This is a genomic window from Trinickia sp., assembly GCF_051953955.1.
GTDB lineage: Bacteria > Pseudomonadota > Gammaproteobacteria > Burkholderiales > Burkholderiaceae > Trinickia.
The window spans coordinates 100,506-126,578 of the sequence record NZ_JBQCIF010000026.1 but is presented as its reverse complement, the minus strand read 5'-3'; the positions used below and the strand labels follow the sequence as shown (position 1 = coordinate 126,578).

22 protein-coding genes and 1 pseudogene are annotated in these 26,073 nt (G+C 64.2%); 7 read left to right on the top strand and 16 right to left on the bottom strand.

The genetic code is table 11. The features are described 5' to 3' along the window. Positions 1 to 504 precede the first annotated feature (504 nt). Positions 505 to 3,249, top strand: coding sequence for a PAS domain-containing protein (locus ACTHNZ_RS05310; protein ID WP_440541451.1), 2,745 nt, complete (start codon positions 505 to 507; stop codon positions 3,247 to 3,249). On the opposite strand, the gene ACTHNZ_RS05305 is transcribed toward ACTHNZ_RS05310, so the two are convergent. The 3 genes from ACTHNZ_RS05305 to ACTHNZ_RS05295 all read right to left on the bottom strand — a co-directional run bounded on the left by ACTHNZ_RS05305 (position 3,246) and on the right by ACTHNZ_RS05295 (position 8,148). Next, entirely contained in the window at positions 3,246 to 3,623 is a 378-nt protein-coding gene (locus ACTHNZ_RS05305; RefSeq protein WP_440541450.1) for a hypothetical protein, read from the bottom strand. The two genes, ACTHNZ_RS05310 and ACTHNZ_RS05305, sit on opposite strands and share 4 nt — an antisense overlap. A 133-nt stretch (positions 3,624 to 3,756) precedes the next feature. Beyond that, positions 3,757 to 5,967, bottom strand: a complete 2,211-nt coding sequence (locus tag ACTHNZ_RS05300; protein ID WP_440541449.1) for a glycerophosphodiester phosphodiesterase family protein — start codon at positions 5,965 to 5,967, stop codon at positions 3,757 to 3,759. 288 nt (positions 5,968 to 6,255) lie between these two features. Then, the gene (locus ACTHNZ_RS05295) at positions 6,256 to 8,148 is read right to left on the bottom strand and encodes a hypothetical protein (RefSeq protein WP_440541448.1); all 1,893 of its coding nucleotides are present in this window, start codon (positions 8,146 to 8,148) and stop codon (positions 6,256 to 6,258) included. Between the two features lie 451 nt (positions 8,149 to 8,599). On the opposite strand from ACTHNZ_RS05295, the gene ACTHNZ_RS05290 reads away from it, so the two are divergent. The 3 genes and pseudogenes from ACTHNZ_RS05290 (at position 8,600) to ACTHNZ_RS05280 (ending at position 10,514) form a co-directional block, all read left to right on the top strand. Then, positions 8,600 to 8,833, top strand: a complete 234-nt coding sequence (locus ACTHNZ_RS05290) for a hypothetical protein (RefSeq protein ID WP_440541447.1) — start codon at positions 8,600 to 8,602, stop codon at positions 8,831 to 8,833. Between the two features lie 416 nt (positions 8,834 to 9,249). Next, positions 9,250 to 9,813: pseudogene (locus tag ACTHNZ_RS05285) on the top strand (hypothetical protein); the annotation flags it as partial. A gap of 158 nt (positions 9,814 to 9,971) precedes the next feature. Further along, the gene (locus ACTHNZ_RS05280) at positions 9,972 to 10,514 is read left to right on the top strand and encodes a hypothetical protein (protein ID WP_440541446.1); all 543 of its coding nucleotides are present in this window, start codon (positions 9,972 to 9,974) and stop codon (positions 10,512 to 10,514) included. A 260-nt stretch (positions 10,515 to 10,774) separates the two neighbouring features. Here the strand turns inward: ACTHNZ_RS05280 and ACTHNZ_RS05275 are convergent, their stop codons facing one another. Further along, positions 10,775 to 10,975 carry a hypothetical protein gene (locus tag ACTHNZ_RS05275; RefSeq protein ID WP_440541445.1) on the bottom strand — a complete coding sequence of 67 codons (201 nt, stop codon included), beginning with the start codon at positions 10,973 to 10,975 and terminating at the stop codon, positions 10,775 to 10,777. Positions 10,976 to 11,398: 423 nt separating this feature from the next. Between ACTHNZ_RS05275 and ACTHNZ_RS05270 the strand changes: the two genes are divergently transcribed. Beyond that, complete coding sequence (locus ACTHNZ_RS05270) at positions 11,399 to 14,134, top strand: hypothetical protein (protein ID WP_440541444.1); 2,736 nt, start codon at positions 11,399 to 11,401, stop codon at positions 14,132 to 14,134. A 16-nt stretch (positions 14,135 to 14,150) separates the two neighbouring features. Here the strand turns inward: ACTHNZ_RS05270 and ACTHNZ_RS05265 are convergent, their stop codons facing one another. The 12 genes from ACTHNZ_RS05265 to sctU form a co-directional block, all read right to left on the bottom strand. After that, the gene (locus ACTHNZ_RS05265) at positions 14,151 to 14,723 is read right to left on the bottom strand and encodes a LuxR C-terminal-related transcriptional regulator (RefSeq protein ID WP_440541443.1); all 573 of its coding nucleotides are present in this window, start codon (positions 14,721 to 14,723) and stop codon (positions 14,151 to 14,153) included. Positions 14,724 to 14,817: 94 nt separating this feature from the next. Continuing rightward, positions 14,818 to 16,164, bottom strand: coding sequence for an MFS transporter (locus ACTHNZ_RS05260; protein WP_440541442.1), 1,347 nt, complete (start codon positions 16,162 to 16,164; stop codon positions 14,818 to 14,820). A gap of 157 nt (positions 16,165 to 16,321) precedes the next feature. Beyond that, positions 16,322 to 16,777, bottom strand: a complete 456-nt coding sequence (locus ACTHNZ_RS05255; RefSeq protein ID WP_440541441.1) for a CesT family type III secretion system chaperone — start codon at positions 16,775 to 16,777, stop codon at positions 16,322 to 16,324. Positions 16,778 to 16,836: 59 nt separating this feature from the next. Beyond that, on the bottom strand, positions 16,837 to 17,088 hold the full coding sequence (locus tag ACTHNZ_RS05250; protein WP_440541440.1) for a hypothetical protein: 252 nt from the start codon (positions 17,086 to 17,088) through the stop codon (positions 16,837 to 16,839). Between the two features lie 3 nt (positions 17,089 to 17,091). Next, positions 17,092 to 18,129 carry an HrpD5 family protein gene (gene hrpD5 / locus ACTHNZ_RS05245; protein WP_440541439.1) on the bottom strand — a complete coding sequence of 346 codons (1,038 nt, stop codon included), beginning with the start codon at positions 18,127 to 18,129 and terminating at the stop codon, positions 17,092 to 17,094. 45 nt (positions 18,130 to 18,174) lie between these two features. Further along, a complete protein-coding gene (locus ACTHNZ_RS05240) occupies positions 18,175 to 18,930 on the bottom strand; it encodes a hypothetical protein (RefSeq protein ID WP_440541438.1) in 756 nt (251 codons plus the stop codon). Further along, positions 18,927 to 19,187, bottom strand: coding sequence for a type III secretion system export apparatus subunit SctS (gene sctS / locus ACTHNZ_RS05235; RefSeq protein ID WP_440541437.1), 261 nt, complete (start codon positions 19,185 to 19,187; stop codon positions 18,927 to 18,929). The genes ACTHNZ_RS05240 and sctS overlap by 4 nt, the downstream gene beginning before the upstream one ends. Before the next feature lie 24 nt (positions 19,188 to 19,211). Then, positions 19,212 to 19,859 (bottom strand): type III secretion system export apparatus subunit SctR, encoded by a 648-nt coding sequence (gene sctR, locus ACTHNZ_RS05230; RefSeq protein ID WP_440541436.1) that lies wholly within the window; start codon positions 19,857 to 19,859, stop codon positions 19,212 to 19,214. After that, positions 19,843 to 20,907, bottom strand: a complete 1,065-nt coding sequence (gene sctQ / locus ACTHNZ_RS05225; RefSeq protein ID WP_440541435.1) for a type III secretion system cytoplasmic ring protein SctQ — start codon at positions 20,905 to 20,907, stop codon at positions 19,843 to 19,845. Before sctQ ends, sctR begins: the two co-directional genes overlap by 17 nt. A gap of 18 nt (positions 20,908 to 20,925) precedes the next feature. Then, on the bottom strand, positions 20,926 to 21,711 hold the full coding sequence (sctP, locus tag ACTHNZ_RS05220; protein ID WP_440541434.1) for a type III secretion system protein SctP: 786 nt from the start codon (positions 21,709 to 21,711) through the stop codon (positions 20,926 to 20,928). Positions 21,712 to 21,725: 14 nt separating this feature from the next. Beyond that, a complete protein-coding gene (sctV, locus tag ACTHNZ_RS05215; RefSeq protein WP_440541433.1) occupies positions 21,726 to 23,786 on the bottom strand; it encodes a type III secretion system export apparatus subunit SctV in 2,061 nt (686 codons plus the stop codon). Then, the gene (gene sctU / locus ACTHNZ_RS05210) at positions 23,783 to 24,898 is read right to left on the bottom strand and encodes a type III secretion system export apparatus subunit SctU (protein WP_440541432.1); all 1,116 of its coding nucleotides are present in this window, start codon (positions 24,896 to 24,898) and stop codon (positions 23,783 to 23,785) included. Before sctU ends, sctV begins: the two co-directional genes overlap by 4 nt. 272 nt (positions 24,899 to 25,170) lie before the next feature. On the opposite strand from sctU, the gene ACTHNZ_RS05205 reads away from it, so the two are divergent. Next, positions 25,171 to 25,647, top strand: a complete 477-nt coding sequence (locus tag ACTHNZ_RS05205) for an HrpB1 family type III secretion system apparatus protein (RefSeq protein ID WP_440541431.1) — start codon at positions 25,171 to 25,173, stop codon at positions 25,645 to 25,647. A 9-nt stretch (positions 25,648 to 25,656) separates the two neighbouring features. Further along, positions 25,657 to 26,073 (top strand): hypothetical protein, encoded by a 417-nt coding sequence (locus ACTHNZ_RS05200; protein ID WP_440541430.1) that lies wholly within the window; start codon positions 25,657 to 25,659, stop codon positions 26,071 to 26,073.

Sequence of the window (26,073 nt, the reverse complement as noted above, 5' to 3'; positions counted from 1 at the left end):
TTCATCAATCATGGTCGCAGATTTTAGAACGTTCTAAAATAGAGATTAGAACGTTCTAACCAGAACGCATTGTCGGCGGGCTATGTGACGAAAAGATTACGAGCGGATGCAGGGCGCCTCGGCTTGGCCCGGCGAGGATCACCGTCGCCAGCGGCGACGCGCGACCGCTTGGCCGAGCATTGGGAAGGGTGAGGGAATGCAGACTGGAGAAGCAGTGCAGCGGCGGGCTGACCGTGCTTGAAGGCCGACCATCAGCGCTCGACAATCCAATGTCGGCCGATTCGTTCGCATGTGCTCCGATTCGCCGGCCGAGCGAATCGGGCACCGCGGGTGCCGTATCGTCGAGCGGTCACGAACGCCCGATGCGTCGCGCGCGAGCTCTGTCCGCGTCGGGGATGAAGCATATTAATACGATTTGCTCGGGTCGGTCGTGATATCGTTTCTGTCAGCCCAGTTCGAGCCGCGGGCCCATGAGCGGCCGGCTGACCCCCTTGCAGGTAACGCATGAACAATTCTTTGCGTGATTCGCAATTCGACGCACAGGCGCTGCGGCGAGAGAACGCGGCCTTGCGCGAGGCGCTGCAGGCGCTGGAACGGCAGTTGGCCCAGCGCGATACGCGCCTCGTTGCCAAGGACGACGCGTTACTCGACGCAGAGCATCGCTTCGATCTGCTCTTCGGATGTTCGGCCGATTTGCTCTTCCTGCTCGAAGCGACGCCGAGCGGGCGCTTGCGGTTGTCGCGGGTTAACCCGGCCTGCGCAAGCTTGTTCGGGCTTCAGGCCGCCGAACCGGCCGGCGTGTTCGTCGACGAACTCGAATCGAGGGACATCGCGGATTTCATCGATGACTCGGCACGCCGCTGCCTTGTTCAGCGGGCGAAGTTCGAGGACGAGCGCACGATCGCATTGGCCGACGGACGCCGCGATCTGCATGCGGTGCTGCTGCCGCTCGTCGATGCTTCCGGGCGCGTCGAGCGGATCCTCGGCATGGCGCGCGACGTCACGGCCGATAAACGCACGGCCTCCTTCGAAGCGATTCGGTCCGAGCTCGAAGGACAGTTTCGAAGCCTGGCGGAAAGCAGTTCCGACATCATTTGCCGGTACGACCGCGCATGCCGCCTGGTGTTTGCGAATTCGGGATTGACGGCGCTCATGCGCCGGCCGCTTCAGGATCTTTTGGGCAAGACGCCGATCGAGCACGAGCTCGATCAGCGTTTGGCACCCTATCAAGCTTTGCTCGAGCAGACGATCGAGACCGGAGTCCGGCGCGAAATGGAATTGATGTTGCCGGATACGGGCAACGGCGTTCGCTATCACCATATCCGAATTTTCCCGGAGCGGGCGCTCAATGGCGAGACGGTCGGCGCGCTGGCGCTGGGCAGCGACGTGACCGAACGCAAGCTATCCGAAGACCGGCTGCATGCGAGTGAGCAAGCCTTTCGCGCTGTCGTCGAGCACTCGCCCGATTACATCGCGCGGTACGATCTGAGCTTCCGGCGCATTTATGCGAATCCTGCGTTGCGCTCGCTCACGAACTTCGACGTGATAGGAATGACGCCGGCCGAAGGCGGCGCATTCGTCGATCCCGTGCACTACATGAACCGCTTGCGAACGGTCGCGGAGACACGGCAGGAAGTGACGGAACAGATGCGCCTGCGCGATGGGAAGGGGCGGATTCGCTGGGGGCATATTCGCATCGTCCCCGAGTTTTCCCCGACCGGCGCAGTCGCAAGCGTGCTCGCCATCAGCCGCGACGTCGACGACCTGAAGCGCAGCGAGGACCTTTTTCGCACGCTGACCGAGAATTTCCCCGATCTCATCGCGCGGTTCGATTCGAATTATCGGTATCGGTATGTGAATCCAGCGGTGACCAAGGCGTTCGGCATCGCGCAGAACGTAATGGTCGGCAGGCAGCTCGGCGAGTTGCACATCGCCGGTTCGGCGGAGTTGATCGCGTGCATCCACTCGGGTCTGCGGCGAGCGTTCGAGGAAGGCGCGTCGAACGAAGCGGAGGCGCGCTGGCATACCGACGACGGTGTGCGCGTGTTCGAGCTTCGGCACATTCCGGAGCACGATTCGGAAGGGCACGTCATCAGCGTGCTTGGCGTGGCGCGCGACATTACGCGCCTGCGGGCGACGGAAACCGCGCTTCGCGATAGCGAGCGTGCGTTTCGAACGTTGGCCGAGAATGCGCCGGACCCGATCATTCGCTACGACCTCGACTGCCGCCGCATTTACGTCAATCCGGAGTTCGAGCGCGTATGCGGCCTCGATGCGACGAACCTGCTCGGCCGTAAAGCCGGGAATGTGTTGTCCGCGCCACCGGCGATCTCCCGCCGGTTCCGCGACAGGATGAAGACGGTCATGCGAACCGGCGTGTCGGCGAAGTTCGAGCTCAACTGGGAAGCCCCCGGCAAGTCGTACTCGTGGTCCATACAAATGGCGCCCGAATACGACGCGGACGGTGCGGTTCAAAGCGGGCTCACGATCTGGCGCGACATCAGCGAAAGCAAGCAGGTCGAGCGACGCTTGCGCGAGTCGTACGAGATGCTGCGCGAGTTGGCCTCGCGCCGGGAGACGGCGCGCGAAGAAGAGCGCAAGCGCATTGCGCGCGAACTGCACGATGAGCTCGGGCAGCAATTGACGGCATTGCGCATGGGGGCCTCTACGCTCAGGATCCGGTTCGGGCCCGACAACCCCGAGCTGACTCAGCACGTTCAGGATCTGCTGGGGCTGGCAGACCAGACGATGCAAGTCGTTCGCGACGCCGTTTCGTCGCTGCGTCCGGGTGCACTCGACGCGGGCATCTCGGCCGCCATCGAGTGGCTGGCGGCCGAGTTTTCGCGAGGCACGCAGGTGGCTTGCTCGATATCGGTGCCCGACGAGAGCCTGCCGCTCGCGGAGGAGCGCGCGATCGCGCTGTTCAGGATCGTTCAGGAGGCGCTCACGAACGTCGCGCGGCATGCGCGGGCGCGCCACGTATCCGTGGCGCTCGAGCGCGTCGGCAACGACTGCCTGCTCCAGGTGCGTGACGACGGATGCGGATTCGATCCCGTCGCGATACGCAAGCGGTCGTTCGGTCTTGCGGGCATGAAGGAGCGGATGCTGATGCTGGGCGGCAAGATCGACATTTCGAGTGCGCCTGGCAGGGGCACGACGATCAAGGTCGATCTGCCGATTCGACAAGGAGAGGACATCCCCGTCGTATCGGCGCCCGAATGCGCCGCGTCATGCGCGTACCGGAGTTAGGCGTCGCTATATTGCAGTGCCTGCGCGGTGCAGTCGAACACCACCGAGTAGGACCTGACCTCGCACCATTGCTCGAACATCGCTTTCGTTCGCATGGACGGCCATCGCTTTTCGTCCTCGCTCCAGTCGCGCAAGATGTGTTCGAAGAGGATCGCCCAATTTGCTTTGAGCCACTGCGCTCCCGGTGCGTCGAATTCGTCGGGATGGGCCGGGATCAAAAACGCATTGGGATCCGCCCGCGCGGCGTCGAGCGAAACGGGGGTACGCACGTGGGGGCACGCTCGATCGATCCATTCGACGAGTGGCGCTTTCGGCAATACGACGACCACGACCCGGTTCAGGACAAATTGCGGTTCTTCTATCATCGGTTCCAATTGACGTTCATCGAGAGGGGGATATGCGGTGGCGGCGCGCACTATCACATGGCGCTTAGCTCACTTGAAGTCGGTCGAGCCGGATTCTCTTGTCAGAACTTCCTGATGCGCGGCACGCTGTCGAGCGTCGGGCTTAGCTTTTCGCGGCATGCCGCCGATCGGCGGCAGCGCCTGCGCGGACGTCTTCGATCAGGCTTTGGTCGGGCTCGACCTTCGGCGTGCTCCATTCGCGAACTCGTGCGCTCTCCGCAGCAAAGTTCGTATCGATCTTCGCGCCCGGCGGCATTTGCACTTCGAACCCCGAGTGGCCGCGATCCAACTGCCGATCATGGGCGATGGCCCAGACTTCTTCATCGGGCTGATCGGTGAGCAAGTTTTGTGCGGCGTGGCGAAACGCGCCGGCCGTGCCGCGGCGTGCGCCGAATTCCCCCTCCCGCTTCGCATCGAGAATGCGGCCGTGCAAGCTCCAGTAGTAGTGACCTTTGCGTTCGCCCTTCGGCTGCGCCGAGAAATCCTCGTAGCGGTAGCAGAATGCGAACGGCAGCTTCGAATAGGGATGGGACGGATCGCGTAAGCGATCACGCACGATCTCCATCGCCTTGCCCTCGGGCGTCTCTTTCTTCGACTGGACGACTTGGAGCAATACCGGCTTTGCGCCCTGCCAACTATCGAGCCAATCCATCGCGAGTTGGGCGATCTGCTCCGGCTTCATGCGTTGGCCCGGTTCGACGCCCGGCTGCGGGTAGTACTTCAGTAATTCGGGATTCTTCAATTCCTTTTGCGGCATGATCGGCACGAATTTGATTTCCTTGAGATCGGCGCGCAATCGTTCACGCCGTTCGCGGTGTTCCGGTCTCGTCGGGCTGATGCCATAGTGCCGCATGAGATTGCCGAGCAACTGATCGAAGCCGCCCGAATACGCCTGCCCGTAAAGCTTGACCGCCGTCATCGATCGTAGGTGCGGTTTGTCGATCAGCAGCGCGACGGTCATGTCGGCCGACGTCTCCTTGCAGTCGAGCATGACCGTCTTGCCGGGGTGCTGCGCCAAGATGTGCTCGAGCGCCTGCTGGACGGACGGCACCTTTTGATCGGTCGTGACATAGTCGCCGTTGACCGGATTGCGAATGACGAGATTGCGCTCGAGTAGATCGGTGGATGGGATGTGGCTGATCAACCGGTTGTCTGGATCTGCCGTCATCCGGCCCGCCGTGAAGTCGTGCAGCAGGACCGGTACTTCATCGGCCGTGACGGCCACGTCGATTTCGACGCTTTGATAGCCATGCTCGAACGCATTGTCGATCGCCGCGATCGAGTTTTCCGGTATGCCGTTGTGATTGTCGATGAGGCCGCGGTGAACGGCGATGTCTTGGTAGCCCGCGTTGTTCGGGTCGTCGAAGTAGTTCGCATGGGCGAACGAGGGGCGCACTGCATTCGCCCAGCCTTCGAGATCCGCGATGCCGTGGTGCACGTCCGCCTTGTAGAAGTCGGCGCCGCGCGAGGTCGAACCTACTTCGCGCCCCGGATACGGATATTCCAGATGGAGCGCATTGCGATGCCGCACGGGCCAGGGGCGACTCGGTTCGCTGCGCGGGGGGGCACCATTTGGCTTCGTCGATGCCGGCACCGACTGTCCGTTGCCTCGTTTCTTGCCGGGATCGAGCTTGCGCGATGCGGGCGCCGGCGCCGTGGCCGGGCGCCACGCATCGTCGGGGATGCCCGCGTCGTGCGTGCGAAACGCACGGCCGATTCCTTGCAGTGCCGCCGGCGTCAACTCGTCGCCGGAGAAGGCACGCGAGGTATCGACGACGAGCGCCTCGCGGCGCGAATCGAGAAACACCGGGAACCGGTGCGGATCGCCTTCCATGCTGCGGCCGGCTGCCCGCGCCAGCTTCGAGAATGTCTGCTCGTCGACGAGAACGTGATCGAGCTTGCCGGCTGAAAACCGCGCGAGAGGATGATTCCCCGGAAGCGCGCGAACGGTGCCGGTCTTGGCGAACTTCGTCTGAACGGCTTGCAGTGTGATGCGATGAGCCGTCAGCGTGGCTTCGGCCTGTTCGGAGAATTCGCCGCTCAGCGGAACCAGCAGTTTGCCGAGTGCCCGACTGTTTCTCGGCGCGGCGGACGACGGATATTCGACGAGTGGCGGACCGGACTCGAGTATCGGCCGATGGCCGACGGCGGGTTGACCGCGGGCGGAAAGCCGATCGAGCAGGCCGCCGCGCGACGGTGCCGTTTGCCCAGGGATCGGCCGCGACGGGGGGGCGGGCAGTTTCCCTTCGGCGGCCGGCGGCGTGGAAGGCGAATGATGGCCGTGGAGCGTGTAGAACTCGGCAATGTTCTTCATAGCGTATCCGGCGAATAATTAGGATAACTAATCGATATTCGCCGAACGGGGGGAAGCATAGATAGGGCGTTCCGCGGCGGCGACAAGACGAGGAAACGACGAGCGAACAGACTCGTCTATCTCACGCAGCGTACCCGATATGCATGACATGGCCGGACAACTGCCGAAATCGTGGCGCTGCCGGCGAATGTTCGAGTGGGGGGGAGGTGGTGGGGTGGCTTGGCATTCGATCGGCGCGCCGCGAACGGCACGCCGGAGGCACTGCAGCGATCCGTGCCGAGAATCGCTTCAGGCGTTGCGGCCAAAGGCGCGAAGCTGGCCGAGCACGCCCGCATCGATCTTGCCGCGATGCACCGATCCGAGCGCATTCGCCATTTGCTCCCATCGCGCACCGAGCCTGCGGTGAGCCTCGGTTTTGACGTGGGCGGCGGTCAGCTTTCGGAACGGCACGGTGGCTGCCGCTGCGGCATCCATGAGATCTGCGGTATGCAAATGCAAGAACAATGGGCGCGCCGCCTCGCCGCTCGAAAGGGGGCTCGGCCGGATTGCGATTTCGAAGAGCGTGCCTTTGTTTCCCACGTCGCCCGCGGACGGCAACCGGATCGGTGCGCCGACGTGCTCGAGCCCGTTCAGTTGCAGCAAACGCTTCAGGTGCTTTGCTTTCGGGCAGGGCAGGGCCTTGAGGGCGTCCGATTCTGCCGTGGCGATATGCTGGTGAATCGTCGTCAGCGCATCGAGCCGGTCGGTCAATTGTTCGGCCCGTGCCGGATTGGCGGCCGCGCGGCGCACCGACTTGCGCAAGTTGTCCATGTCGCCGAGCCAGCTTTGCACTGCGTTGCGTGCATAGTGCGCCGACTCGATCGGATCGAAGGCGGGATTGCGCAACTGCTCGAGCGTGCCGGTGTCCTTGCCGAGCGCATGGGCGAACGCAATGACGTCGCCATTCGCCTGCTGAGCAAGGGCGCGGTAGCTGACCCGCGGACGCTGAGACGAGGCGGTGTCTTCGGCCGCTGCGGGTTGCGCGCTAACGGCGCCGTGCGCGGGTGCATGAGCGGGCAGCGTGGTCGTCGCCGGCGTTCGCTCGTCGTCCAGCAGCACGGGGGCTGTTGCTGCTTGCTGTCCCGCGATGCTGGACGATGCGCCGCGCGAACCTTGCGCGCTCGTTGCCGGCAGCGCCGGGGCGGCGTCCGCCGCCGACGTCGTCGATGCCGCGGGCGCGCCAGCGCCTGGCCGGGCTTCGTCGAGCGACGCGCGCAAGTAAGATCCGTACGTCTGAAACGCAGCGGCCGTATCGAGCGTGCATCGCCAGAGTTCCGGGTTGTCGTTCGTTTCGATCAGGGCCGCGGTTTCGATACACAGCTGCTCGCTCAGCGCGTCGACGCCGTCCAAGTAGGCCGACGCAATGGCTTTGACATCGGCCAGCGTCTTTGGATCGAGTGCGTGCGCTTCATCGAGCGCATCGAACGCCGCCTGGATGACGGGAACGTCGGCGAGTGCGCGGATCGTTCTAGCATTCATGCGATCGACGATGCGCTCGATCGACGTCCCGGCCAAGTCGAGCCGGTCGACGTGGAGCTCGACGCACAGCGCGTTGATGTCTCGCATGGCGGCCCGAGCGACGATCTTCGATAGCCTCGCCATGTCGACGAATGAGGCATACGCGCCGCCTTGCGCCTGATGAGCGGGGAAGGCATCGACGATTCGTTCGTAGACGCCGTGCCGTTGGCGCGCGTCAGCCAGCTTGCCCAGCCCGAGCGCAATGAGATCGGCCCGCGAAGGAGCCGATGACGGTCCTTGGGGCCGGCGCGAGGGCCCTGGCGCATCCGGGGCGGCGGACGAATCGATTCGGCCTGGCGCGCCGGCCGGCTCTGGCTCGGTGTCGATGTGCACGCCCGTGTCGTGCCATTGCGTCAGTTGATCGAGCAACGCGACGAGCCCGGATTGAGCCGCTTGCAGCATGTACCGCTGCAAACGCCCTCTGACGGCTTCATACCCTCCGGGTGGCTCGGAGCCCAGTTCATAAGCATCGTCGAGTGCGCGCAAACCGCGATGCAAGTGCGCGATGACGTCATCCGCGAGCGCAAGCGTCGTTGCCTTATCGAGCGCGCCCTCGAGTGCCGTTTGCACCTGCCAGCGCCTGGCGTGCCGATCCGCGGCGTCGACGGCGGCGACGGATTCCACGATGCGCTGTTGCGCACTGGGTGCCGCCGCGCCGCGCTGAGGCAACGTTGCGACCCGGCCCGGGCGTTCGGAGGCGGCTGCGCCAGCGCTCGCGCGGCGCGCGCGCAAGCGGCTCAATAGTTCCGAGCGGGACGGCGCGGTTGCCTCGCCCGCTCGGGCGCGGCTTGGCGCCGCAGTGGGCGAGGCCGTGCCGGACGAAGAGGCTTCGCTGGGATCCGCGGGCGCCGTAGGGCGCGCACGACCGATTCGATCGTTGGACATGCAGGCCGATTAGTTCGCCGACGTGCCGTAGAGCGCGCCGCGGGCAGCGTTCGTGTCGACATGGAGGATGGCGGTGGAGCGCCACGTGTGAGAGCGATCCATCGTTCGCTCACGGAGCTCCGGTGATGGCGCGAGCAGCAGAGCGACAAGTGCCCCGCCCGCGAGCAGTTCGGGCGCAACGCGACGTAGTTTGCGGATCATGGCGGATCTCCAGTTTGAACATCGAACGTTCGATGAGGTGCGCGAATCGCCGCCGTCACATCGCGGGGCACACGCCGACCTCAATGCGGGACAGTATGAGGAGAACGAACGAGGTGGCGCGATCGAACCGGCGAAATCATCCATCGCCGAACGAAAGCATGGCTCGCGCAATGGAATGAACGCGCGTTGCGCGGTGCGTGAGCGTGGCGACGATTCGCCGTGAGCAAGCGGTTTTCGCTGGCAGAGGCGCCGCAGACGAATGCGTGCCGCTATCGTCCCGATGGAGCGACGCGTTCGTCCAGGATTTGGGCGAACGTGAATCTTCGCGCTGCTCCCGCGAAAGGACGGCCGTGCGCATACGTGACGGCCACATTGACCATCGAGGCCCTCATGAACGTGAACGTTTCTACGAATAACCAAGTCAACGCCGAACCGATCGGCGAGCCCGCATCCGAATCGTCGTCCAGCCGCAGCGGGATTACCGCTGACTACGAATCGCTCTATGAGTCGGCAATGTCGTCGCTCGAGAAAATGCTGCAATCGGTGCTGGGCAATTTGGCGCAAATCGATTCGGCCCCGGACACGAACGCCGCGCAGGACACGCGAGGAGCCGGGGCGACGCAGCAGGCGGCCCCCGGCATGACCGCGCAGAGCGCAGCCGGCGCCCTGGCCGCCTACATGCATGAGCACAACGTCAACACGGTGAATCCGGACCAGCTCTACGAGTTGGCGTATAAGCCCGACGCCGGCACGCCGCCGGAAGTGTCGCAGGCCGCCAAATTCATGCTGAGCAATCCCGACACGTTCAATCAGGTCGAGACGCACGATGTAGCGGGTTCGGATGGCATTGCCGGCGTGAACGACTTCGATTGGGCCGCGCAGGGCGGCTTGTCCGCTTCGGCCGGTGCTCAAGCGGGTGCGTCCGCCGGCGGCCAAGCCGCGTTCGCCGGCGGAATGGCCGGCGCCGCCGGTGCGCTCGCGGCGTTCATGCATGAGCACTCGATTGCCACGCTGACGCCGAGCAAGCTCTACCAACTGGCGTTCAATCCGCCCGCGGGCACGCCGTCGACGGTGTCGCAAGCGGCAAAGTTCATGCTCGGGAATCCCGACGCGTTCAACCAGATCGAAACGCACGACGTGGCGGGTTCCGACGGCATCGCGGGTGTGAACGACTTCGACTGGGCAGCGCAAGGCGGCCTCGACAAGAAGTGATCGCAAGCGGCCCGCTCGGCTTTCAGGCAGCAACCCTGCCTGCGCCGAGCGGGTGCGCACTTGAAATACGGCGCGCCGTCGCGATGCCCAGTGCGTAGTCGATCGTTCATCGATCGAATCGATGCGATTTCATCTTCATGTGATACCGAATGCCTACCCCGCTCAATCGACTGACCACGCCATCCCACGTCCACTCGTCTCCCGAATTGCCCGGCGAGCGTCCGCGCCCGTCTCCTCAATCGCCGTCAGTGGGTTCGAAGCGCAACGCGGCTAGTGCGCAGCTCGACGCGTTGTCGCCACGGACGTCGGCCGATTCGTCGGAGTCGCACGCTGCGGCGCCATCGCCGGGCCCGGCCAGCAAGCGTCCGAGGTTGGCGCTGCAAGCGCTGTCGCGCCTGTCCGCGGGCGCTTCTGTGGAGGCCGAGCCGGTTTCTTCCCATGCGAGCGCGGGTGCGGGTGCGCAGGCGGAAGGTGTCAAGCCGGAGCCGCCTGTGTTGGGCCGGCACTTCAATGCGCACGAGAGCCATCGATTGGAAGACATCATGCATCGGCTCAGAACGCTGCATCACGACTATGGCTCGGAATTGACGCCGAAATCGATGGAACAGCTCAAGCGTGAAATCAGCGAGCTTCATCAAATTGCGAAGATGGTGCTCGACGTCAAGCGTCGCTTGATGAGACGGATGAAATAACGGACGAAATAACGGGCGAATGAATGGGAATTGCCGATGCGGCGTTCGATAGGAACGCGTGCCGAAATGCGGATATATAGGTGTCGGGGGTAAAAACGAGAAAGGCAGGAGGTGATGCTGTTGCATCGATGAATCGCAAGAGACGATTCGATATTGCTGACGAAACCGCTGGGGCGGATATCCTTACTACTGGGTGCGACAAAGAAAAAAAGGGTGCGCCCCGCGCGGCGCGAGGGCACACCTGAGCGCTGCCTAGTGCATTAGCTCTGCGTCAAGCTCTTGGCATTCTTCGGGCCGGCTTCAGCGAGCTGGTCCTTCGTCATGTCGTTGTTGATCGCGTTTTCGAGCTGCGTCGCGTAGTCTTGCAGGGCGATGCTTTCTGCCGTGTTCTTACCCCAGTCAGCAGCAGCAGCAGCGTTTGCACCCGAACCGACGGCCGACGGGACGTTAAATTTAGGCATGTTCAACTCCTTGATTCACGGTTAAGCCCTAGCGGGGCAATGGTTGAATCGTACTTGCGTACGGGTAACAACTTTCGGCTTGCAAGCTTGTTCGCTTTGGGCCACGCAATGTTGTCTGCGTTGGAATGAAGTTTGCCCGCGTTCCAAAGCCGAGATCGATATGGCAACGAATTTCCTAGGACGATAGCGAATCGACGATGCGGCGGATAGTCGACGAATCCATCGGAGAATCAATCGGTCAATGAAATTCAATGCGATGCGATGCCGCTTTCGCTTCGACGCGTCCCATTTCGTTGCGTGAGTGGGGCGCCGGCGTCGATGCGCAATAAGCTTTCCGTTTCCCTTGATCTCCATCGTTCGCCGAGTGACGGTCGTTCGTTCCGGCAGCGCGCGAATGATGGTTGACGGCTAATGGAGGCAGTCATGGATATCAACCGATCGCACGCTTCGAGCACGCCTGCCGGATCGCCAACGTCGACCGAAGAGCCACGCAGCCCCGCTTCCGCCGCGCAACCCGACGTCAGCGCGGTGACGCAAGAACGCGACGGCACGTTGGCGTCGCTAGCGGGCCGTCGCCGATCGCGCTCGCCCGATGCAGGAGGAGCAGGGACACCCGAGCAGGCGGGGCCCTCGAGCGGCGGCGAGCGGCCGCGCAAGAAGCTGCGCACGGCGCGAGGCGTGCGCTTTGCCGAACCTGCGGGCGACGGATCGTCGCGTGCTGCGCGATCGTCCCCGTCGCAGCCCATGCAGCGTTTGCACGCGATGCCGAGGCATGAGGCCGACGATCCGGAACAGCGCAGCGTCAACCGACAGATCGCACAAAATCAGCGCGCGCTCGCCGATCGGTTGCATGTCGAGCGGCAACCCATGGCGGCGCTCATGCGGCACGACTGGTTTTTGGCCGAAACCGGCCGGCTTTTGCATCCTTCCGACCAACTCAGCTTCTGGAACGACGTCCTGCACTTACCGGAAGAAGCGCGTGCCGAGTTCGCGCGCCTACTGCCGGCAGGGTCTGCCGGCGCCTACCTCTCGCGCGACGAAGAAGCGCTCGCTCATTCGCTCGACGATGGGACACCCGATGTCGTCGTAAGACGCAGCAGCTGGTTGATGCGTGCTGGGCTCACGGGGCGGCATTTCCCGGGGGCGGCGCTGTCGGAATCGATGTTGCGCACCATCGAACAAGCCGAATCGGAACTTCGAGCGCATTTCGAACACGGCGGGCCCAACTCGCAAGCAGAAGCGGTACTCAATTTGGTTGCATCGGTGCTGTTCACTCGGACGCTCGAAGATACTCACCGTCTCGCGCAACTGGTCTTGCAGCCGCGATATGTACGGGCGTTGCCCGATAGCCAGCGGGCAACCACGCTGTGGCTGTTGGCGAACAGCCTGCAATCCGCCAATTACTTTGCCTGGAGCGACTTGTCTTCCGACGCTGCCGGTATGGGAGCGGGTGATGCGCAGGCGCCGGCGGCCGGTGCCGGGGCCGCGCGCATCAACGCATTCGCCGCGATTCATCGACGCAATCTTGCCGAGACGATCCCCATGCTGCTCGAGGCGGCACGCGGCATCGCGCCGATGCCGTCGAACGCAGCGCAAGGCATGTTGTTTGCCGTAGCGCAGATGGCGGCACGCGGTATGCCCGATGTGCCAGCTCAGCGGGCGCTCCTGGATCTGTACGGTCTGCTGTTGCCCCACGTTCACGGTCCTGCGCGAGCCCAGGCATACACCGACCTCGCTTCAATGTTGTCGACCCTCGGCGAACCCGGACTTCAGCGGCGTGCGTTCAATCTCCTGACGCAGCACCGCCCCGGCGTCCCCCGGACGGACGATCGGCTGGCTCACCTCGATCCGGTGGCGAGCACGAGAGTGCTGCTGAGTGTGGTCTATCAACTGAACGTGCTTCCGCAGGAAATGCGCGACGACGCGTTGGCATTGCTGACCGATCAAACGGCGCCTGGCGTCATCGCGCGGTTTTCGGGCGACGATCGCAGGCGTCTGCTCGAACAGGCGCGCGAGCTCGACGTGCCGCCGGGCGACAATTTGACGCTGCTCGCCATCGTCGGGCGTCTGCTCGATCACGCCCCCGTCGATGAGGTCGTGCAATCGCTGCAAGTGCTGCTGGGCCACGCCGATACCGCGGTCGAGGACGATGCGCTCGACGACGCGGTATGGGCAATGTGGGACAGATTCCTGCCGCAGCTGCCCGCCGATCGCAGCGGCAACTTGTTGGCGCACGCGGTTGCCGTCGACACAGCCTACTTGCCGGTGGCCATGCGGCGCTTCGCCGGCGCCGAGCCGAACCGGCTGTATGCCATGCTTGCTGGGCTGAACGACAACAGAAGCCAGCCGTTGGCGAACGAGCTTGTCGAGCTGGGCATTGACGACCCCGACGCGCTTCATGCGTCCTTGCGGGGCATCCTCGACGAACAGCCCCCGGCGCAGCGTGCCGCGGCGGCGGCATCGATCGTCCAAGTGCTCGCATGGGCCGCCGGCGTGCAGCCGGACGCGGAACGCCCGCGGGCGATCGGAAACACGTTGCGGGAAGCGACGCGAATCGTCAACGATGCGCCGGTCCAGGCGCGTGCCGAGATACTGGCCGCCTATTTGCGGCCCGAGCCGTCGGGCAGAGCCGGCGTGTTGGCGTTTCGATATTTGGCCGCGGCGATGTCCACGGGCGGAGAGCCATTTCATCGATGGCTCTCCACCATACCGAGAGGGCTCAGGCTATCGATGGCAACCGGCGTCGCGCGTTTGCTGTCTACGATCCGGAATCCGGACGCGGCCGCACGCGCCGTCACGATCGTCGAAGCGCTCTACCCGCGATCGCTCGATTCATGGAGCGATCATCACGGGCTGGTGGGTGCCTTGACGGACACCGTTGCTCGCTGGCCGGCGACGTTCGGCGTCGAGCGCATGCGCATCGGCGCCATGATCGAACATGGCCTACGTGCGCTGCCGCCAGGGGCCGAGCACGAACGAGCGTTGCGCCAACTTGCCGCGATTGCACGGCACCTTCCGCAGGGCGCTTCGTCGAGCGGCGAGGTGCCGCCGGGTATGCATGCATGGGCGATGCAGTTGATGGAAGCGGAGTTGGCGCGAACCGATGTCGAAGCTCGCGCGCGCGTGCTCAGCGCATTAGGGGATGACCGCGGACGGTGACGAATGCGCGCGCAACCTACGCCACCAAGCGCGCGATTAGATCGTGCGTCGTGCGCACCTGGTATTTCCGCAGCAAACTCGCACGATGAATATCGACCGTACGCGGACTGATGCTCAGCTCCTTGCCGATTTCCTTGCTGGTGAGGCCATGAACGAGGAGTGCCGCGACGTCGCGCTCGCGATCGGTCAGCGTACTCGTGGCATCGGGATGCTTCGCGTTCTCCGATAAGTCGGTGAATGTCCAGATCGCGAGTTCGAACGGCCGCTTCGGGTTGTAGCCGAAGCCGCAGACGGTGACCCAGAAGTGGCTGCCATCGACGCGCCGCATGATGCGCTCGTCGCTGAACCCGGCGCGCTTCGCGAGCAGCGGCGCGAGGCGCCGGCCGATCGTCGCGAAGTCCTTCTGCCGCGGGTAGAGCGTCGCGAACGACTGGTCGATGACGTCGTTGCGGGTTGCCCTGAACAGTTGCAACGCCTTCTCGTTGCATTCGACCATGATCCGCTCTTTCGCCACGATCGCCGCGACAGGCAGGTGCCTGAAGAGGTCTTCGTAGTCGAGGGTGGGCATCGTGTCGGTCATGTTCGGCATCGTGTCGGCGGGTCCGAATCGCGTTCGGACCCACGTTGTCGGGTGGGTTGGCACCTGCCCGTTCGTCGATTGTCGATTGTCTTGCCGCGGTCCGTCAAACCGCGCGTTCGACTCCGCGCTTCGCGCTCTGGCCGGCTCTGCCGGTTGCCGGACCGGCATCTTCGAGCGCCGTCTTCGACGTTTCCGGCAGCGCGAGGCCGCCGATCATCGCGAGGATCGACATGGCAATCAGGTAGTACGCCGGCGACAGGTTGGTCCCGGTCGCGGAGATCAGCCACGTCGCGACGAGCGGGGCGGTGCCGCCGAAGATCGTGTATGCGAGGTTGTAGGTGAGCGCGGAGGCCGTATAGCGCGTTTTCGTCGCGAACACTTCCGACATCAGCGGTGCCGTCACTACGCCCGAGAACACCGCGCCGATGGCCAGCAGTGCGACACCGAGCAACGATTGCGGCAACATGCCCGAACCGCCCAGCGAGAACGCCGGATACACGGACACGATGATGAAGATGCCGGTCGTGGCGATCGTCGCGCGGCGGCCGACGAGGTCCGAGAAGAAGCCGGCGACCGGGCACAACGCTGCCGCGAAGAAAAGAGCGAGGACCGTCACGAGCAGCGACGTGCCGCGCGACAGGTGGCCGGCCACTTGCAGATATGTCGCGAAATACGTGGTGAACGTGTAGAACGACAGCGCCGTCACGGACACGAACGCACCGAGCTTCAGGATGTTCCCGGACTGCGAATGCAGCGTTTCCATCAGCGGCGCATGCGCGATGTCGTGCTTGCCTGCGAGCGCCTGGAAGGCGGGCGTTTCATCGAGGTTGACACGGAGATAGACACCGATGAGGCCGACCGGCGCCGCGATCAGGAATGGCACGCGCCATCCCCAGCCGATCATCGCTTGCGACGACAGCGACGATTCGAGCAGATAGGCGACCACCGCCGCGCAAGCGAACGACGAGAACGTCGAGACCGGCACGAAGCTGCCGAAGAATGCGCGGCGGCGGCGCGGTGCGTGCTCCATCACGTATGCGCATGCGCCGGCGTATTCGCCACCGGCCGAAAAGCCCTGCACGCAGCGGATGATCGTGAGCAGTAGCGGCGCCCAGTAACCGATGCTCGCGTGGGTCGGCAGTAGGCCGATCAGCGTCGTCGAGCCGGCCATCATCAGGATCGTCAGCGCGAGCGTGCGCTTGCGGCCGATCCGGTCGCCGACGACGCCGAAGACCAGGGCGCCCAGCGGCCGAAAGGCGAAGGCCACCGCGAAGACGGCGAACGTCTTCAAAAGACCGATCGTCGGGTCGCCGCTGGGGAAGAATTCGCGTGTCAGGATGGTGGCGAGAAAGCCGTATGCGGCGAAATCGAACCATTCGACGAAATTGCCGATGGACGCCGCGGCGATTACGCGCCGGAGCGTTTTGATGTCGACGTCGTGGGTGGTCATGGTCGTGTCCTCTCTTCGTGTGGGCGCTCGGATCTGCGTCGAGAACCCATGGTAGGGAGGACAATTACCTAGGTCGATAGGTGTCGATTACCTAGGTAATCGGGGCTGGACGGCGGGTGAGACGCGCGATCCCCGTGTCGCGCGGGGCGAAGCCGGGCTAAGCCCGAATCCAGATATAGTCGCCGTTCGCCAGGTGCCGGAACATCTCGTCATCGGAGAGCAGGATGTTTTCGCGCCAGTAGCGGCCGTGCTCGACGTAATGCTCGATCAATTCGACGAGCCATCGACCGTCGGTATTGGCCTCGAGCACGGCGCGCACGATGAGCACGACACCGCCGGTATTGGCTTCTACGCCCAACTGAGCCTGATCTTGCGCATAGACGGAAAGATTGGCCTCGAGCAGCAGCCGGAAGACCCGTAGCGTGCGCCCGCCCGATACGACGCCGAACTGAAAATTGACGTAGATCGCCGCCGGGTCTTCCTTGTAGAAGTCGATTGCAACGTCGAAGTCGTCGATCGCGATGACGCCGCGTTCGATGACGAGATCGGCGTTGCCGATTCCTCTCAAGCTGCAGAGTTCCCGAATGAGCTGGTTTCGACGTTCGAGACTCATGGTGCGGCCGCCTTGTTATGTCGATCGCGACCGCACGGCGGCTCGCCCTTTCGCACGTGTTATTCGGGACGCGTGTCGATTGCCGCGCGGCACAGCTGCGCCGCCGCGCTCAAGCCGTCCACGACGGTCGTTGCTTGTTGGCGGGCCATCGGATCGCTGACTTTGGCGGCTTGCGTGGCAACCGCAGCCGCGGCACGTTCGAGTCCCGCCGCGGCGTGCGCGAGCGGCCGGCGGTCGGAGTCGGGCGTGTCCGCCAGCGTGCCGGCCTTATCGATGGTTTCGATCATTTCGGGCGTAATTGCGTCGTACATGGTTCAACCTCCGTGCGTTTGTCGTGTGTCGGTGTGCGAATCGATGAATTGCTTCGTGCCGTCGCTGGCTTCCACATATTGCAAGGCGTCCACGGCCAGCGCCGATTCGACGTTGGCGGGTGCCGCAAAGCTGTCGTTCAGTGCAAAGCGCTGGTCGATCCGCGTGACCATCGGCGCCAAGTCCGTGCTCATTCGATCGAGCGTCTCGTGTACCGCGTTCGCGTTTTTGGCCAGGCCGGTGACCGCGAATTCGCGGTGCCCGAGATAGCTGACCTTCAGCCCCGGCTCGTGTAGCGATTCCTGCAAGTCGCGTGCGATCTGATCCGCACACCCGAGCCGCCAGACGATCTTGCCGGGGGCCACCTCTTCCAGCGCCGTGCGCAACGGTGTGTCGTGCGCGCTGTCCGGTACGATGCCGACGACGGCGAAACGCGCGCCCATCTGCGTGACCGCCACGTCCGAGGCATGCAGCCGATCGAGCACGCGCTGCAGCATCGCCGCGGTCGGGGCGGGGAGGGTGGTTTCAAGCGCGCTCTTTCCGCGAGGATGCAGAACGGCGGGCAGGGCGATCCCCGCGCATCCGATCGCCATGAGCGCGATGCCGGCGACCGCCGCGGCATGAAGTCCACGGCGTGCGCCCGTGCTGGCGGTGGAACCCACGGGTCGTGCCAATTCACTATGCGCCGCGAGCGTCATCGGCACCGATGCGGGCTCGGGCGACGGCGTGGCCGTCGGCGACAACAGCGTCTCCAGCAATGTGATGTCCGATGGCCACTCGGCATCGGAATCGCCGGCGCAGAGCACGACGTTGCCGAACCGGTGCGGCTTGAAGTCCTCCATGACGACGGCTTCGCTCGCCTCCTCGCCGGCGACGATGATCAAGGCGCCGTCGTCGCGTCGCACCACCTGCATGGCGCGCTGGTCCCAGTCGCTGATCTGGATGTCCGATTCCTCGTCGTTTCCGATCACGGTCGGCAGCGCGTTCAGCGTCACGCGCGCCCCGGCGTGGCGGCCGGTGAGCAAACGTATTTCTTTGGTCATGATCGACCCCCTTATGATGAAGTGCCGCGCGTGGCGCGGCGGCGATTAAACGGCGACACGGCGGCGACTGATCAGCGACTTCAAAATGGCGGTGCCTCGCGCGCGCTCGTCGTCCGTTCGTCGTCGCGAGAGATTGAGCAGCAGCAACGGCAGCAGCAAATTGGCCGACTGTTGTTGCTGCGGCGCCGCCCCGGCAGGTTTGTCCACTGCTTGCACCAAGCGCTCGCGCACCTGCGCGAGCCGGGCCAGTGAAGTTGCATCGCCGCTTGGCAGCGCCAGAAAGTCGAGCATCACCTTCAGCGCCTCGTAAGTCGAGCAGGCCGTGGGCTGCGCGGCGGCCTGCGCTTTGCGGGCATCGAGCAGTGCCTGCTCCGCGCTCTGCCTGGCCGCTTCGGTCTCATCGACGCTGCGCAGGCCGCGGTGGAACACCTTGCCGCTCAACCCCCGAACCGCCGACTTGTCTTCTTTGTCCTGCTCACCGCCGTCGTCGTTGCCGCCGCCCGATCCCGAATGCTCTCGAGCGTTGCGGTCGCCCACTCGCATGACGCTTTCCTGCGTCTTTTGCAAGTGTTCGGTGAGCATCATCAAGAGCTCCTCGCTGGCGCCGGCCTCGTCGATGCCGTCCTGCGAGTCCGCTCCGCGCCTGCGCTTCGTGCGCGAGCGGTTTGCGCCCTTCTGAAGGTGCTGCGCATGATGGTGCCGATGATGGGCTTGCTGCGCCTGCTGACCGAACGGGCTGTCCGAGTCGGTCGGGTCGTCGACCGGAACGACGGTCGTGCCGGAAATGCGAAGGCGGCTCATGGGAACACCGTATGCATGACCGACTGGGCGAACTGCAGGACGGCCGACGCGCCCCAGGGCGCGGCGACGATGATGACCACCGTGACGATGAGGAACTTGACGCCATGCGAGATCGTCGAGTCCTGTAGCGACGTCACCGCCTGCAAGAACGCGATCAACAAGCCTGCCGCGGCGGCGACGCCCACCGCCGGCAGCGATACGAGCAGACACAACGTCAGCGCGTTGGTCGTCAAATGGGTAATCGCGTCAGTATCCATACGTCACCTGTTACTTGTTCCCTGCTACCTGTACGTCGAAACAAGCCCGTGAATCAGCGTCGACCATCCATCCATCGATACGAACAGCAGGAGCTTGAAGGGAATCGCCACGTTGGTCGGCGTCACCTGCGACAGCCCGAGCGCCATCAAGAGGTTGGCCACGATCAGGTCGATCACGACGAAGGCGAGATACAGCAGGAAGCCGATCTTGAAGGCGGAGGTCAGCTCCGTCAGCGTGAATGCCGGTGCGAGCACGATGAGATCGTCGGGCTTGAGCGCCGCAACTTTGTCCGCCGGCCAGATCTGCTGTGCCGAGCGCATGAAGAACGCTTTCTCGCGTTCGTCCGTGTGTTTCAGCAGAAACTGGCGGAACGGTTCGCGGGCCGCATCGAAGATCGGCATGACTTGGCTCGTGGGGTTCTGTTCGGTCGACACCTGTGCGCGGTGCATGGCGTCCATGCCGACGGGTGCCATGACGAAGCACGTGACGATCATCGCGATGCCGTTGAGCACGGTGCTGGGCGGCACCTGTTGCACGCCGAGCGCATTGCGCAGCAGGCCGAGCACGACGACGATTTTCGTGTAGGACGTGACGACCATCGCGGCGAACGGCAGCAAGCCGAACGCCAACAGCGCGACCAGCAGCGAGGCGACGTCAAGATTGCCGTTCATCGCTCGCCGCCATTCGTTCGATTTGCACGCCGAGGTTTTCGCCGACAGCCACCAGCTTGCCGAATGCGAGCGTTTGTCCGTAGGACACGAGCCGCACCGTGCTTTCGTCGAGCGGCAACGGCAGATCGAGGACATAGCCGGGCTGCAGCGCGCTTACTTGCGCGATGCCCAGATTGACACTGAACAGTTCGACGTGGACCGGCATTTCCATCGACGCAACGGGCACTGGTGGTTCGGTCAGCGGGTGGCTTGGCGCGCCTTCGAGCGGGTCGAAGTCGTCGGGTTGTGTGGTGGCCAGAGTCACGGGGGTCTCCAAAGTAACGGTGTTCGTCTCGACGCATACGGCGGCATGCAATTGCCGGCCACGTGGCGCACCGATGCGCAGCATCGCTCCCGGTAGCGGCTTGCCTGCCGCATAGGCGAAGCGCGGCTGCCACCCGAGCAGGATGTCGCCACGCCGCAGCGAGGCGAGCATCCCGGGCGAGCAGCGGCGGCTGCGCAATCGGATGGCACAGGCGAGCGTGAAGCCATCGAGCGTATCGAGGCTCGCGTTCGGGCCGGGCTGCGCCCAACGGCGCTCGAATTCGGCCGCCAGCGCGGCCGGCAGCTCGAGTACCGCGCAGTGGCATTCGATGCCCGCGGCAATGAACGAAAACGACAAGCCGCGGTGCGTTTGCGCATTGCGCGCGAGCGTGAAGGATCGAATCGCGGGCGCGCTACCGCTGCCCGTATCGCAGCACGCGAGGAGATCGCCGAGCCACAGATTGGCCAGCGCGGCTGCGCGTACCGGGTCGCAATCGTGCGCGATCGTTTGCAGCGCAGTGTGATCGGTCACGTCGACGACGAGTGTGATGGGGCCGTGCGCGGTATCGACGACTATCGTTGCATGCTGCTCGCCGCGCACTCCGGCCATCCCGTGCAGCCGCAGGTCATGCGCGGCGCCTGGGCGCGCCGAGCCGCGCATGCCCAATGCCCGCGCGAGTTGTGCGAGTTCGCTCGGATAGCTCGGCAGTTTGCCGTTGAGCGAGGTCGGGCGGGCTTCGAACATGATCCGGTGATCTCCTTGTCAGACGCTCGGTGCGGCCACTTCGACGTCGATGTGACGACCTAGCGCGTCGGCCAGCCGCACACGCAGTGCGTCGGCGTTATCGGAGATTAATTGCAGCGCTCGCGCATTCGGCGTTTCAAAGCGAATTGCGATGGACGACGGCGAAAGTTGAAGATGCAGCAGCGTATCGGGCAGCACGGTCGGATTCATCGGCAACGTCACGGCCCACGATGATTCACCGCCTTCGCCCGACATCGAGCAAAAACGCGCGATGCGATCGGCGAGTTCGCGCGTGAGCAGATCGCCGTGCGCCGCTGCCGTGCAGGCGTGCACGATTTGGCGGCCGAGGGCCGTATCGTGCTCCGGCTGCGGCGCATCCGATGCCTTCGAGCTTTGTGCGCGCTGAAGCCGTAGCGTGCGCGGCGCGCTGCTTCTAGTGGCTTGCGGGGCTTGCACGGCGGGCGCGTCGCGCCCGTCACGCCCCTCACGTCCGCGGGAGGGCGGCGACGGGGCCGCGTCCGTCGGGCTGTGCGGGCCTGTGGGTTCGCCACCGAGCACGTCGCCGGCGAAGTGATCGGCTGCGCCTTGTTCCTGTTCGTCGTGCCCGTCGCGATCGGAAGCGTTGCCGTCATCGGGCGAGACGAACGAGGGGCCGGCTGCGCTTCCCATTCGCGCCTCCAGCAAGCGAGCAAACTGCGCCGCTGCTCCGGCCGATGCGCGGCCTGCAGGCGCACAGCCCGTGGCGGCGGTGCCCGCGGCGGGCAAAATACGGACGTCCCGTGCGTTGTGCGTGCGGTTCGACATGACGACCCCGATCGTCAGAAGCTGAGACGGCCGGCAGGCGTCAGATGCGCGTCGGATCCGAGTTCTTGGAACGAATAGACGGGCAGCGCCGGAAAGCGATGCTCGATCATCCGACGCACGTAGCGGCGAATGTCCATGGCGGTGACGATCGCCAGATGCTCGGCCGGCGCGGGGCCGCGGAGCTGCTCGAGATTGCCGAGCAGCACGTCGATCGTGCTCGGCTCGAGCGCGAGAAAGTTGCCCGCCGGTGTCGGCTTGATCGATTGCCGAATCGTTTGCTCGACGTTCGGATCGAGCACGATGGCGGGCAGCTCGCCCGTGCCGCCCGTGGCGCGGTGCGCGATGAAGCGGCCGATGTCGCCGCGAACGTACTCCGTCACCATCAGAAGGTCTTTTTCCTTCGGCCCCCAAATGATCAGGCTTTCGAGAATGGCGCGCATGTTGCGAATCGGCACGCGTTCTTCCAGCATGCGCCGCAGCACTTCCGCGATGCGTTGGGCCGGCAGGGCTTTCTGGACTTCCGCGACGAGCCCCGGATACTCGGTGCCGGCGCGCTCGAGCAACCATTGCGTTTCTTGCAGGCCGACGAACAGCTTCGCTTCCGCGCCGAGCTGCGCGATGGCGTGCCCCGCGATCAACGCTTCGCGGCTCAGGATCGCTTTGGCCGAATCGGGCGGCACCTTATCGGTGTCGATCCAATAGCTGTGCGCGAGCCCCGCCACGTTGCGCCGTTCCTCGCATTGCGGACGCAGCGCTTCCGGCGCTTCGCCCAAGACGGAAAGGCCGGGCGGCAGATCGACGCTCGGCGAAGGCACGTCTTGCACGATCAATTGATAGCTGTGCCCCGTCAGATCTTCGGCGACCCATAGGGCGGTGCGCGGAAACGGCAAGCCGAGGTCGGCAGTCAGCGCGCGGCGCCCTTTTTCGAAGGCATCGTCGAGCTTGCCCGCGTCGATCAGCGACGCCAACTGCGGCGAGAAGCGAATGGCGAGCGGGACCGCGAAGGACGGCGCCCGCTTCGCGATGGTCGGTGCGCTTTCCTTGGACCCTTCACGCGTGAGAGCCGGCAGTTCGGGACCGGCGGGTGCATCCGCTTTGCGCTGCTTGCGGATGAGCGCAAAGCCGCCGGCCGCCAGCGCGCCCGCCAATACGACGAACAGCACCGACGGAAATCCGGGAACGAGGGCGAAACCGCAGAGCAGGGCAGCGGCGCTGAACAGCGCTCGCGCGTTCCCCGACAACTGCTCGATGATTTCCGTGCCGAGCGAACGGGGCTTGCTGTCTTCGTCGGCAACGCGCGTGATCAGCACGCCGGCCGCGACCGAGATCAGCAGTGAAGGAATCTGCGACACCATCGCGTCGCCGATCGAGAGAACGGAGAAGCGGTTCGCCGCTTCGCCCGCCGTCATGCCGTGATAGGTGACGCCGATGACGATCCCGGCCAGGATGTTGACCATCGTAATGACGAGGCCCGCGATCGCATCCCCCTTGACGAATTTCATCGCGCCGTCCATCCCGCCGTGCAACTGGCTTTCGAGCGCGAGCAGAGCGCGCCGCTTCTGCGCTTGCTCGGACGTGAGATTGCCCGCGCGCACGTCGGCGTCGATACTCATCTGCTTCCCAGGCATACCGTCGAGCGTGAAACGCGCGCCTACTTCAGCCACCCGCTCCGAGCCCTTGGCAATGACGATGAACTGCACCGTGGTGATGATCAGAAAGACGACGAGGCCGACGACGAGGTTGCCGCCCACGACGAGCTCGCCGAAGCTCTGAATGATGTGGCCCGCTTCGGCCTTGAGCAGAATCGACTTCGTCGAAGCGATGTTCAGCGAAAGCCGAAACAGCGTGGTGAACAGCAGCAGCGACGGAAACGACGAAAGCGAGGTGGCGTTCGGGATGTACATCGTCACCATCAGCAATACGACGCTGGCCGTGATGTTCACGCCTAGCAGCATATCGATGAGGAACGTGGGCAGCGGGAGGATCATCAACGCGACGACCGCGACGATCACCCCGGCGATGCCGACTTCACCGCTGTATTGCGAAGCTCTGGAAAGCGTAGCGCCTTTTGTCATGACGGCAGTCCTTCATTGGGTTGTACGTGCATGCTCATTGCGGGCCCGGGGGATGCTTGGCTGCCGGCGCCATCGCCGGCTTGCATGTCCTCGACCCACGCGAGCACGGCGGCCACGGCCTTGAAGCACGATTCGGGAATCGCGTCTTCGAGCGGGACCAGATAGAGCGCGCGCGCAAGCGGCGGATTGCCGATGATCGGCACGCCATGACGCTCGGCCATGCGCCGGATTTCGAGCGCGTCGGCATCGACGCCTTTCGCCACCACGCGAGGCAGGTCGTATTCGTCGGGCTCGTAGCGCACCGCGACGGCGTAGTGGGTGGGGTTCACGATGACGGCGCGGGCACCGGCCACGGCTTTGTCGGGGTTTTCCTGAACGATCTCGCGCGCGATCTGCTTGCGCTTGCCTTTGAGCTGCGGATCGCCTTCCGAATTTTTGAATTCGCGCTTGACTTCGTCCTTGCTCATCCGGTGATCGCGCATGAACAACCAGCGTTGAATTCCGTAATCGACGACGCCCAGCACGAGATAAAGCACCCCGCCGACGGCGAATAGACGACATAGCGCCGACCAGGAAATTTGGATGAGATCCGGTATCGGCTCGTAAGCGACGCCGACGATCAGCGGCATGAGCGAGATCAACGTCTTATAGAGCACCGCCGCAATGACGACCGCCTTGATCGTCATCTTGATCAGGTCGACGAAAGAGCGCATCGAGAACATCCGCTTCAATCCCGATCCGGGGTTGATGGCGTTGAATTTGGGTTCGAGCGGCTTGAACGAGAGCACGAAGCCGACTTGCGCGGCCACCGAGACGATGGCCGCCACCACCGCCACCCCCAACGGAATGGACAGCAGCAGCGCTTGGATGCCGATGCGGGACATCGCGCGGCGCAGGTCCGCGTCCGTCGTACCGACGGCGTGCACGTCGAGCGCGATGCGCAGCAGCGCGCTCAGATGCTCGCCCATCGTAGGCCCCGCGAGCGATAGACCGAGCGCCGACACGAGCAGCAACATCGCAAACGACAAGTCCGCGCTCTTGATCGTCTCGCCGTCCTCGCGCGCGTCCCGGAGCTTTTTCTCTGTCGGCTCTTCGGTTTTCTCGTCGGACATGGCGCGCTCGCAGGTAAGACCATCAATTCATCGATCGAATTGGCCGCGAGTGTCGCCCGGTACCGCTGCCCATGTGCTCGCGCCCGACGAAACGGCGCGTCATCGGGCGAAAACCCGATGCCCGATTCGTTGTCAGGCGCCGAAATTCGCCGCGTATGCCCGGACGAGCGGACGAACCCCGTTACGTTACGAGGCATCGGCGGCGCACCTTTCGTGTACGGCCGTTCCGGGCGGTCAGCCCTGGTTTCGATTGGAACTTCGCGAGGGGAAAGATGGATCTCACGACATGCAGTAAAGACCTGATATCGGCGCTGGTGGAGATGTTGACTTGGGCGGCTCGTAAGGGTCATTTGGACGAAGCCGAGCGGATGCTGGCAGCGCTTCACGTCATGCGTCCGGACTTTATCGAACTGCATGCCTACGATGCATGGCTGCAAATCCGCCGAAATCGCCCTGCCGATGCCGCGCAATTGCTGCGGCAATTGGAAGGCCGCGATTTGAAGCCGCCATTCGGCCCCTACGTGACGGCGCTGCTCGCGCTTTGTCTGTCTTCGCTCAAGGATCCCTCGTGGCGCATCTACGCCAATGAAGTGCTCGAGCGCGACGAAGACCCCGAATCGGTCGGCCTCATGAAGCTCTTGACCGGCAAACGCGACGAGGCGGCACAGGAGAGCGCGCCGGCCGACAGTAAGGGTGCCGATGCCGATCTGATGCGGCAAGCGATGTCGTTCGGCTATATGCGTGCGTGAGGTGCCGACATGACCGTTCCCATCTCAGCCATCACGCCCCCTGTCTCGCTGCCGAGCGTCACTTCCGCGAGCGGTCCCGCCGACGCCACGCCAGCCACCTTCGGCAATCATGCACCGGAGGGCCTCGGTGCGCGCTTTCGCGAAGCGCTCGAACAAGCGCGTCTCGTTCCCGAGCAGTCGGGGCATATCCAAGGCCCCTCGACGTTGTCCCAGGCCGTCACCAGACAGGATGAAGCATTCGGCGCATTGACGGAGCGCATCGACGCGTTCGAAGCGCAGAGCGGCAACATGTCCGTGCAGGAAGCCGCGGCGCAGACGATGGCGATCCAGCACGCCGTCACCGACGAAATGGTGAAGATCTACACGGGCACGGCCGTCGCGCAAGGCGGCAAGAGCACCGTGCAGACCCTGATGAAGAACCAATGA

Coding starts and splice junctions, on each gene's coding strand:
- ACTHNZ_RS05310 (WP_440541451.1), top strand. CDS start 505: ATGAACAATTCTTTGCGTGATTCGCAATTCGACGCACAGGCGCTGCGG.
- ACTHNZ_RS05300 (WP_440541449.1), bottom strand. CDS start 5,967: ATGAAGAACATTGCCGAGTTCTACACGCTCCACGGCCATCATTCGCCT.
- ACTHNZ_RS05280 (WP_440541446.1), top strand. CDS start 9,972: ATGCCTACCCCGCTCAATCGACTGACCACGCCATCCCACGTCCACTCG.
- ACTHNZ_RS05275 (WP_440541445.1), bottom strand. CDS start 10,975: ATGCCTAAATTTAACGTCCCGTCGGCCGTCGGTTCGGGTGCAAACGCT.
- ACTHNZ_RS05270 (WP_440541444.1), top strand. CDS start 11,399: ATGGATATCAACCGATCGCACGCTTCGAGCACGCCTGCCGGATCGCCA.
- ACTHNZ_RS05265 (WP_440541443.1), bottom strand. CDS start 14,723: ATGCCGAACATGACCGACACGATGCCCACCCTCGACTACGAAGACCTC.
- ACTHNZ_RS05260 (WP_440541442.1), bottom strand. CDS start 16,164: ATGACCACCCACGACGTCGACATCAAAACGCTCCGGCGCGTAATCGCC.
- ACTHNZ_RS05255 (WP_440541441.1), bottom strand. CDS start 16,777: ATGAGTCTCGAACGTCGAAACCAGCTCATTCGGGAACTCTGCAGCTTG.
- ACTHNZ_RS05250 (WP_440541440.1), bottom strand. CDS start 17,088: ATGTACGACGCAATTACGCCCGAAATGATCGAAACCATCGATAAGGCC.
- hrpD5 (WP_440541439.1), bottom strand. CDS start 18,129: ATGACCAAAGAAATACGTTTGCTCACCGGCCGCCACGCCGGGGCGCGC.
- ACTHNZ_RS05240 (WP_440541438.1), bottom strand. CDS start 18,930: ATGAGCCGCCTTCGCATTTCCGGCACGACCGTCGTTCCGGTCGACGAC.
- sctS (WP_440541437.1), bottom strand. CDS start 19,187: ATGGATACTGACGCGATTACCCATTTGACGACCAACGCGCTGACGTTG.
- sctR (WP_440541436.1), bottom strand. CDS start 19,859: ATGAACGGCAATCTTGACGTCGCCTCGCTGCTGGTCGCGCTGTTGGCG.
- sctQ (WP_440541435.1), bottom strand. CDS start 20,907: ATGTTCGAAGCCCGCCCGACCTCGCTCAACGGCAAACTGCCGAGCTAT.
- sctP (WP_440541434.1), bottom strand. CDS start 21,711: ATGTCGAACCGCACGCACAACGCACGGGACGTCCGTATTTTGCCCGCC.
- sctV (WP_440541433.1), bottom strand. CDS start 23,786: ATGACAAAAGGCGCTACGCTTTCCAGAGCTTCGCAATACAGCGGTGAA.
- sctU (WP_440541432.1), bottom strand. CDS start 24,898: ATGTCCGACGAGAAAACCGAAGAGCCGACAGAGAAAAAGCTCCGGGAC.
- ACTHNZ_RS05205 (WP_440541431.1), top strand. CDS start 25,171: ATGGATCTCACGACATGCAGTAAAGACCTGATATCGGCGCTGGTGGAG.
- ACTHNZ_RS05200 (WP_440541430.1), top strand. CDS start 25,657: ATGACCGTTCCCATCTCAGCCATCACGCCCCCTGTCTCGCTGCCGAGC.